Annotated in this window: 9 protein-coding genes; 4 read left to right on the forward strand and 5 right to left on the reverse strand. The window is 53.3% G+C overall.

Features of this window, described 5'->3' with window-relative positions:
• Positions 1-65: 65 nt before the first annotated feature.
• Together JNM42_RS02525 and JNM42_RS02530 are read right to left on the reverse strand one after the other, a co-directional pair.
• Entirely contained in the window at positions 66-503 is a 438-nt protein-coding gene (locus JNM42_RS02525; protein ID WP_294265663.1) for a HepT-like ribonuclease domain-containing protein, read from the reverse strand.
• Complete coding sequence (locus tag JNM42_RS02530; RefSeq protein WP_294265666.1) at positions 500-796, reverse strand: nucleotidyltransferase domain-containing protein; 297 nt, start codon at positions 794-796, stop codon at positions 500-502. The genes JNM42_RS02525 and JNM42_RS02530 overlap by 4 nt, the downstream gene beginning before the upstream one ends.
• A 367-nt stretch (positions 797-1,163) precedes the next feature.
• On the opposite strand from JNM42_RS02530, the gene JNM42_RS02535 reads away from it, so the two are divergent.
• The 3 genes from JNM42_RS02535 to JNM42_RS02545 all read left to right on the forward strand — a co-directional run bounded on the left by JNM42_RS02535 (position 1,164) and on the right by JNM42_RS02545 (position 2,172).
• Complete coding sequence (locus JNM42_RS02535) at positions 1,164-1,394, forward strand: hypothetical protein (RefSeq protein WP_294265668.1); 231 nt, start codon at positions 1,164-1,166, stop codon at positions 1,392-1,394.
• A 266-nt stretch (positions 1,395-1,660) separates the two neighbouring features.
• A complete protein-coding gene (locus tag JNM42_RS02540) occupies positions 1,661-1,987 on the forward strand; it encodes a DUF4258 domain-containing protein (RefSeq protein ID WP_294265670.1) in 327 nt (108 codons plus the stop codon).
• On the forward strand, positions 1,984-2,172 hold the full coding sequence (locus tag JNM42_RS02545) for a DUF2283 domain-containing protein (RefSeq protein ID WP_294265672.1): 189 nt from the start codon (positions 1,984-1,986) through the stop codon (positions 2,170-2,172). Before JNM42_RS02540 ends, JNM42_RS02545 begins: the two co-directional genes overlap by 4 nt.
• Before the next feature lie 220 nt (positions 2,173-2,392).
• On the opposite strand, the gene JNM42_RS02550 is transcribed toward JNM42_RS02545, so the two are convergent.
• The 3 genes from JNM42_RS02550 to JNM42_RS02560 all read right to left on the reverse strand — a co-directional run bounded on the left by JNM42_RS02550 (position 2,393) and on the right by JNM42_RS02560 (position 5,136).
• Complete coding sequence (locus JNM42_RS02550; protein ID WP_294265674.1) at positions 2,393-3,682, reverse strand: type II toxin-antitoxin system HipA family toxin; 1,290 nt, start codon at positions 3,680-3,682, stop codon at positions 2,393-2,395.
• Positions 3,679-3,981, reverse strand: a complete 303-nt coding sequence (locus JNM42_RS02555; RefSeq protein WP_294265676.1) for a helix-turn-helix transcriptional regulator — start codon at positions 3,979-3,981, stop codon at positions 3,679-3,681. The genes JNM42_RS02550 and JNM42_RS02555 overlap by 4 nt, the downstream gene beginning before the upstream one ends.
• A gap of 207 nt (positions 3,982-4,188) precedes the next feature.
• On the reverse strand, positions 4,189-5,136 hold the full coding sequence (locus JNM42_RS02560; RefSeq protein ID WP_294265678.1) for an IS110 family transposase: 948 nt from the start codon (positions 5,134-5,136) through the stop codon (positions 4,189-4,191).
• A 123-nt stretch (positions 5,137-5,259) separates the two neighbouring features.
• Here JNM42_RS02560 and JNM42_RS02565 point away from each other — a divergent pair.
• Positions 5,260-5,373: transposase (locus JNM42_RS02565; RefSeq protein ID WP_294265682.1), on the forward strand; the 114-nt coding region annotated here is incomplete at its 3' end.

Raw genomic sequence — 5,373 nt, forward strand, 5'->3', positions numbered from 1 at the left:
GCCTCCTGTGGCGGCGCACCGATTAGCATCATCCGGCAATACATTGAGCAGCAGGCAACACCCGATTAACAACCAAGGGCAACGACGCCTACGGCGTCCGCGCTATCCATCCCCGACCAAACTCGACGGCTTCGCCTAACGGTTGCTTCGCAACCAGATCGTTTGGACGAGGCTTTTCGCGCATTTGGGTAAGTTTTCACCGTATCCCACACCATATCGAAATCGGCTTCCTCGTAGCCATGGGCCATACGGTGACGCATGCCTCTCATAGCCTTCCATGGAATATCAGCGTAAACAACGGAAAGCTCTTCGCCGTGAAGCTCTAGCAGTTTTGCCGAATTCTCCCCGATAACAAGGATGTTCATGCATACCGCATCTTGCGTTTTGCTGTCTTCGAGAAAATCCTCTTTCGACAAACCTTCAACATAGCTTTCGGCAAGCAATGCTGCCGACAAAATGCGATGAAGGCTTTTCTTCAGCCGCTCGTCTTTCGAGGGTGTCATACTGGCCTGGCTTCGCGAAGAACAAGCTCCCGAAAGCTCAACGGCAATTCTTTTGGGGTCAATACATCAACCGAAATACCCAGCGATTCTTCCAGTTCATCCTGAATAGCCCCGAGGTCAATCAGCGTTGCGCCCGGCAAGGGGTCAATCAGCAAATCCAGATCACTGCCTTCCGTATCGGTCCCATGCAGAACCGAGCCGAAAATACGCGGATTGCTTGAGCGATGACTAAGGACGATGTGCCGAATCAACTCCCTGTTCTGGCTCAATACCACCGAAGGTCTTGTATTCATGCTTTTCTCCTTGCGTTACAACTGCCATGCACCCAATGGTATCAAGTTGGCCGTGTTGGCGGTAACTTGCTTGGGGAATATCGTGAAGGTATGGGTACTTCGAAACGTCGGGTTACGGCCTGTGGCCTAACCCGACCTACGCAGGGAGTTAGCGTGAAGCGTGGTACAAATGCGTGAACCCAATTCGTCATTCCGGCGGAAGCCGGAATCCAGAGTCACCGCGAACTGGGCACCGGCTTTCGCCGGTGCGACGGGTTACATTATCAGGAGCGGCAAAGGTTCTCCTGCCGGATGGTGCAAGCGCTTATGCCAAGATTCACTGGTATGAGGCGCATGGGATTGGGAAGGTTAAATTGAAGGTGAAGAAATGGATATGAGATTTTTGGTCTGTGTTTCTCGCGAAGGGTGTGGAGAATTTTCAACCAGCGACCTGACGCTAGGTCGTCTCTACGAAGCCATTGAACCGGAGGATCCTCACGGGATGGTAAGGGTAATTGATGATTCCGGTGAAGACTATCTGTACCCGGCAAATCTTTTTGAATCCGTTGAGGTTCAGGCTTCTACTGCAGAGCGTCTTCACAAGCTGTTAGCCGCGTAAAGCGAAACCGCGACAACAGCAAATTCAAAGGCCGGAACTTCCGGCCTTTGTCTTTTAACCCCTCCCCGGCCCTCCCCTTGTCAGGTGAGGGTGTGAACCGGCGCTCCTCCCCTGACAAGGGGAGGTTGGGAGGTGTTGCATGCGGTGGAGTTCATCCTCATGGGTGGCGCCAGTCGCCATGACGGTCAGGCTAATTTCTTCCCGTTTGGCTGGGTGGCGCCCGGTACGATCGTTAAGGCGGCGGCAATTCGGATTGGGCAGTTGAGATGCTGGGCTCTTCTTCACCCCACTCTACGTATAGCTTTGATTTCGCTGCACTGCTTTTTATTGATAGACTGCCGGTCACGGACTACACGCTAACCGAGCATGCTATCAAGCGTTGCCGAAAACGGAGGATATTTCTCGAATGGATCGCAGTAGCGCTGGCTCATCCGGCACGGACCGTAAATGACAAGGACGATCCTGCGCTGGTGCTTGCGCTGCTGGCCATTCCTGAAAGGGGATTTCAGGTGCTGCGTGTAATCTACAATGAAACCGTTGATCCTGTTGTCGTAGTGACAGTATATTTTGACGATGAGGCTAGCGATTTATGAAACTTGAATTTGATCCGCAGGCAGACGCCGCTTATCTTGAAATCTCTGATTCAGAGGTCGAGACAACCCAACAAATCGAGCCTGGCATTTTAATTGACTACGACGCTGCAGGGCATATCGTAGGTATCGAGGTGCTGTCTATTAGTAAACGCGCCATGCCTTCACCAATAAAGCACGCCGCTTAGGAATGGCTAAGAAATAAATTCAACTTTTCTTGCATTTGAAATTTGAACTCATTAAGTAAAAGTTGCACATCGTAGGTCGGGTTAGCGTAGCGTCCCCCAGGAGGATTTGTTTCGCAGCATAACCCGACGGCAGTGTATGCCGCATCCGTCGATTGTCGGGTTACGGCCTACGTTGCTACGATGCTGACCCGACCTACTGGATTGCATATTCAGCGTTTCCCTAACCTAGCCCATTTCGATAGACCCGCCGCACCTGGGGCGGGGAACAGGCCTTGTTGATGGCGCCCAGCTCTTTTTGGATTGCCTTGATTCTGGTTTTCGTCACGTCGTAGTTACTGGCAAATTCCGGCCACCTGGATACAGCGCTGCGAACCTCGTCCAGTATCTGTAGCCAGCTTTTGATCTTTCGTTCAGTTGCCACTTTCTTCAGGTCAGAAAATGCGGGATTGCCAGACCCGTTGATGGAGGTGGTATGGTGGTTTGCCATCCCGTTATTGAACGTCAGGTCGTAGGCCGGCGACAGTCGCCACCCTCCTTTCATTGGGTCGAGCAGATAGGTGAAGTTTTTCGAGTGGTCATCCTTGTTGTGCGCCAGAACATTGAACAGCATCAGTCGAAAAGCCTTCCCGACCTCATCGTCCGACTTTGTCAGTTTCTTTGTTGCCGGCAGGACGCCACTACTGTAGTCCAGGCACGGCAGTCGATGATTGGCGTAGGCATAACCCGCCAGGGATAAGAAGTGAATCTTGCGACTCCCCTCCCGGTCGAAGCGCTGAACTGCAAAGAATGCCTCCTGCTTGCGATTTACCGTCAATTCAATCAGGCGCGTCCTGGCTAGTTGCAGGCCAGCAGCCCGACCCATATCGGCATAGGCCATCTCTAGTCGGCCCATGTCTATCGGGTCACCCTCTCCGTAACGGCTATCGTTTCTGAACTTCACAATCCAGTGCGCATAGCCTTCTGGCAGGTCGCCGAAGCTCGATAAGCAATTCTCCATGTTTTCTGAGAAGGCAACCGTTACTTTCGGACGTGCCCCCCCTGGAGAGCCACCACAGATGCGCAACGCTTCCAGAACGTCAGACGTTTCACCATGGAGAACCTTTTCAGATTGCGCGGCGATGTTTTCCAGGTCAATCCTCTTGCCATCCTGCTGCTCCGGGAGCAGTTCCGGCTGGTACTCCAGGGCACCCATGCCGCGGTGACCCATGTAGGCCAGACGGTCCAACGGGGTAATTTGCGAACGCTCCAGGTTCAGGTGCTTCTTCAGCGCCCGGTCCATTAATAGCACCCCCCAACCATCGGGCAAGGAGTCGTTGAACACGCCATGCAAACCCTGAAACTCCAGGCGAGCGGCAGGATTGGCATGGCTATCAAAAGGCATGGAGTTCGGCGCTAAATCAAACCCGCTCTTTAGCCAGGCAGAATTGTATTGAAACACGATGTCACCTTGCTTCTCTGCCAATTGGCCAACGTTTTTGCCGTTACATAGCACGCGAAGCAAAGAGATCATTTTCTGCCTCGCATCCGCACTGGTGCCACAAACTCGTCAATGGTTACGGCTACTTTGGAGGGGAAGAGCTTGGAAAAATCGTCCATGCAACCCAGCGCGTCGGCTAACTGCAAAACCCCGACCAAGCTAATTATCCCGGTTGATTCAAACTTTCTGATTGTGGATGCAGGTACGCCAGACCGCTCTGCCAATGTTTTCCGGGTCAGGTTGGCTGCTAAACGGCGGGCGCGCGCGCGCTCACCCATTTGGCTGGCCAGGTCTTCCGGCAGTAGAAAATTTAACGGCTTATTAAGTGTCATGGTGGTGTTCCTTGACGTGTATTATGGCATGTAATTGTTACCCATATATCAATAAATAATGATCTGATTGGGTGATAGGCTCATGCGGTGGTTTTCATCCTCATGGTTGCGCCAGACGCCATAGGTCGGTCTGCGATATTCAACAAGTACAGGCGAAATATCGTAGGTCGGGTTAGCGTAGCGTCCCCCAAGCAACTGTGTTCCAAGTCAAGCATTTTGGGGACTCCACGGCGTATTATTTTTGAGTTTCGTGTTCATGATTGTGAGCAGCTTTCGCATACAGGCGACGATAATGACCTTGCCGGGTTTGCCGGCCTGTTTGAGTCGTTCTGCGAAGGGTTTGATACGACTGTTAAAGCGAATGGCGGAAATGGTCGCCATGTACAAGACCGCTCGCACGTCGGCTCGACCGCCCCAGATGAAGCGCTTTCCCCGATGTTTTCCACTATCTCTGGCCAACGGCGCAACGCCCGCCAAGGCCGCAATTTCACGGCGGTTCAGTTGGCCCAGTTCGGGACATTTGGCGAGCATCGTCAGGCTGGTGACCGCACCTATACCAGGAATTCCGCGCAGCAGATCATCCTTGGTTTTCCAGACGTCCGATGCACGCAAACGTTTGGTCAAATCATCATCGAGATCGGTGATGCGCTTATCAAGCCAAGTGATGTGCGCCGCCAGGCTCTTCTTTTGGATCTTCGAGGCCGTTCCCAGACGGAGCGTTTCTTGAACACGCATATCGACCAGTTGCCGGCGGCGGGTCACCAAGTCATCGAGAGCGCGAGTATCGGCGCCCTTGATAGGGCGCACTGCGGGCCGGATCGCGCGGGCAAAGGCGGCCAGGGTGGCCGCATCAACCAGATCGGTTTTCGCCAGTTGTCCCGTGGCCTTGGCAAAATCGCGGGCCTGACGAGGATTAATGATCGCGACCGGCAAACTTTTGGCCGACAGTTCGCCAGCCAACCGCATCTCCAGGCCACCGGTGGCCTCCATGACGATCAAGGTGGGGGAAACCTCGACCAGACGCTTGACGACCTGGCTGATGCCCTTGTCGTCGTAATCGACATGCAGCGTCTCTCCCGCCGGTTCGATACAGAGATCCAACGTACCTTTGGATACATCGATTCCAACAAACTTCTCAACAGTACTTTCGCTCATGGCACCCCTCCTTGCAAAAATGCGGGCTCAAAGGCCCAAGCAACTGTTCGGGTTATCAATGAGAAATCGGCGCAACGCTCCGTGCTTGGGGACGGGCGACACGGGCGGCACTGTGTTTTTAACATGCATGTCCACCTGATTTTTGTGGCGAAATATCGCCGCAAGGTCTTCGATAGCGATGCAATTTCCCGGCTCAAAGAACTGTTCGCTAAAACATGTACCGGCTTTGAGGCAGAA

The organism is Propionivibrio sp. (assembly GCF_016790145.1).
Taxonomy (GTDB): Bacteria; Pseudomonadota; Gammaproteobacteria; order Burkholderiales; family Rhodocyclaceae; genus Propionivibrio.

What these genes read in the sequence shown, in the direction of transcription:
- JNM42_RS02525 (WP_294265663.1), bottom strand. Translation starts at nt 503, where the DNA reads ATGACACCCTCGAAAGACGAGCGGCTGAAGAAAAGCCTTCATCGCATT.
- JNM42_RS02530 (WP_294265666.1), bottom strand. Translation starts at nt 796, where the DNA reads ATGAATACAAGACCTTCGGTGGTATTGAGCCAGAACAGGGAGTTGATT.
- JNM42_RS02535 (WP_294265668.1), top strand. Translation starts at nt 1,164, where the DNA reads ATGGATATGAGATTTTTGGTCTGTGTTTCTCGCGAAGGGTGTGGAGAA.
- JNM42_RS02540 (WP_294265670.1), top strand. Translation starts at nt 1,661, where the DNA reads ATGCTGGGCTCTTCTTCACCCCACTCTACGTATAGCTTTGATTTCGCT.
- JNM42_RS02545 (WP_294265672.1), top strand. Translation starts at nt 1,984, where the DNA reads ATGAAACTTGAATTTGATCCGCAGGCAGACGCCGCTTATCTTGAAATC.
- JNM42_RS02550 (WP_294265674.1), bottom strand. Translation starts at nt 3,682, where the DNA reads ATGATCTCTTTGCTTCGCGTGCTATGTAACGGCAAAAACGTTGGCCAA.
- JNM42_RS02555 (WP_294265676.1), bottom strand. Translation starts at nt 3,981, where the DNA reads ATGACACTTAATAAGCCGTTAAATTTTCTACTGCCGGAAGACCTGGCC.
- JNM42_RS02560 (WP_294265678.1), bottom strand. Translation starts at nt 5,136, where the DNA reads ATGAGCGAAAGTACTGTTGAGAAGTTTGTTGGAATCGATGTATCCAAA.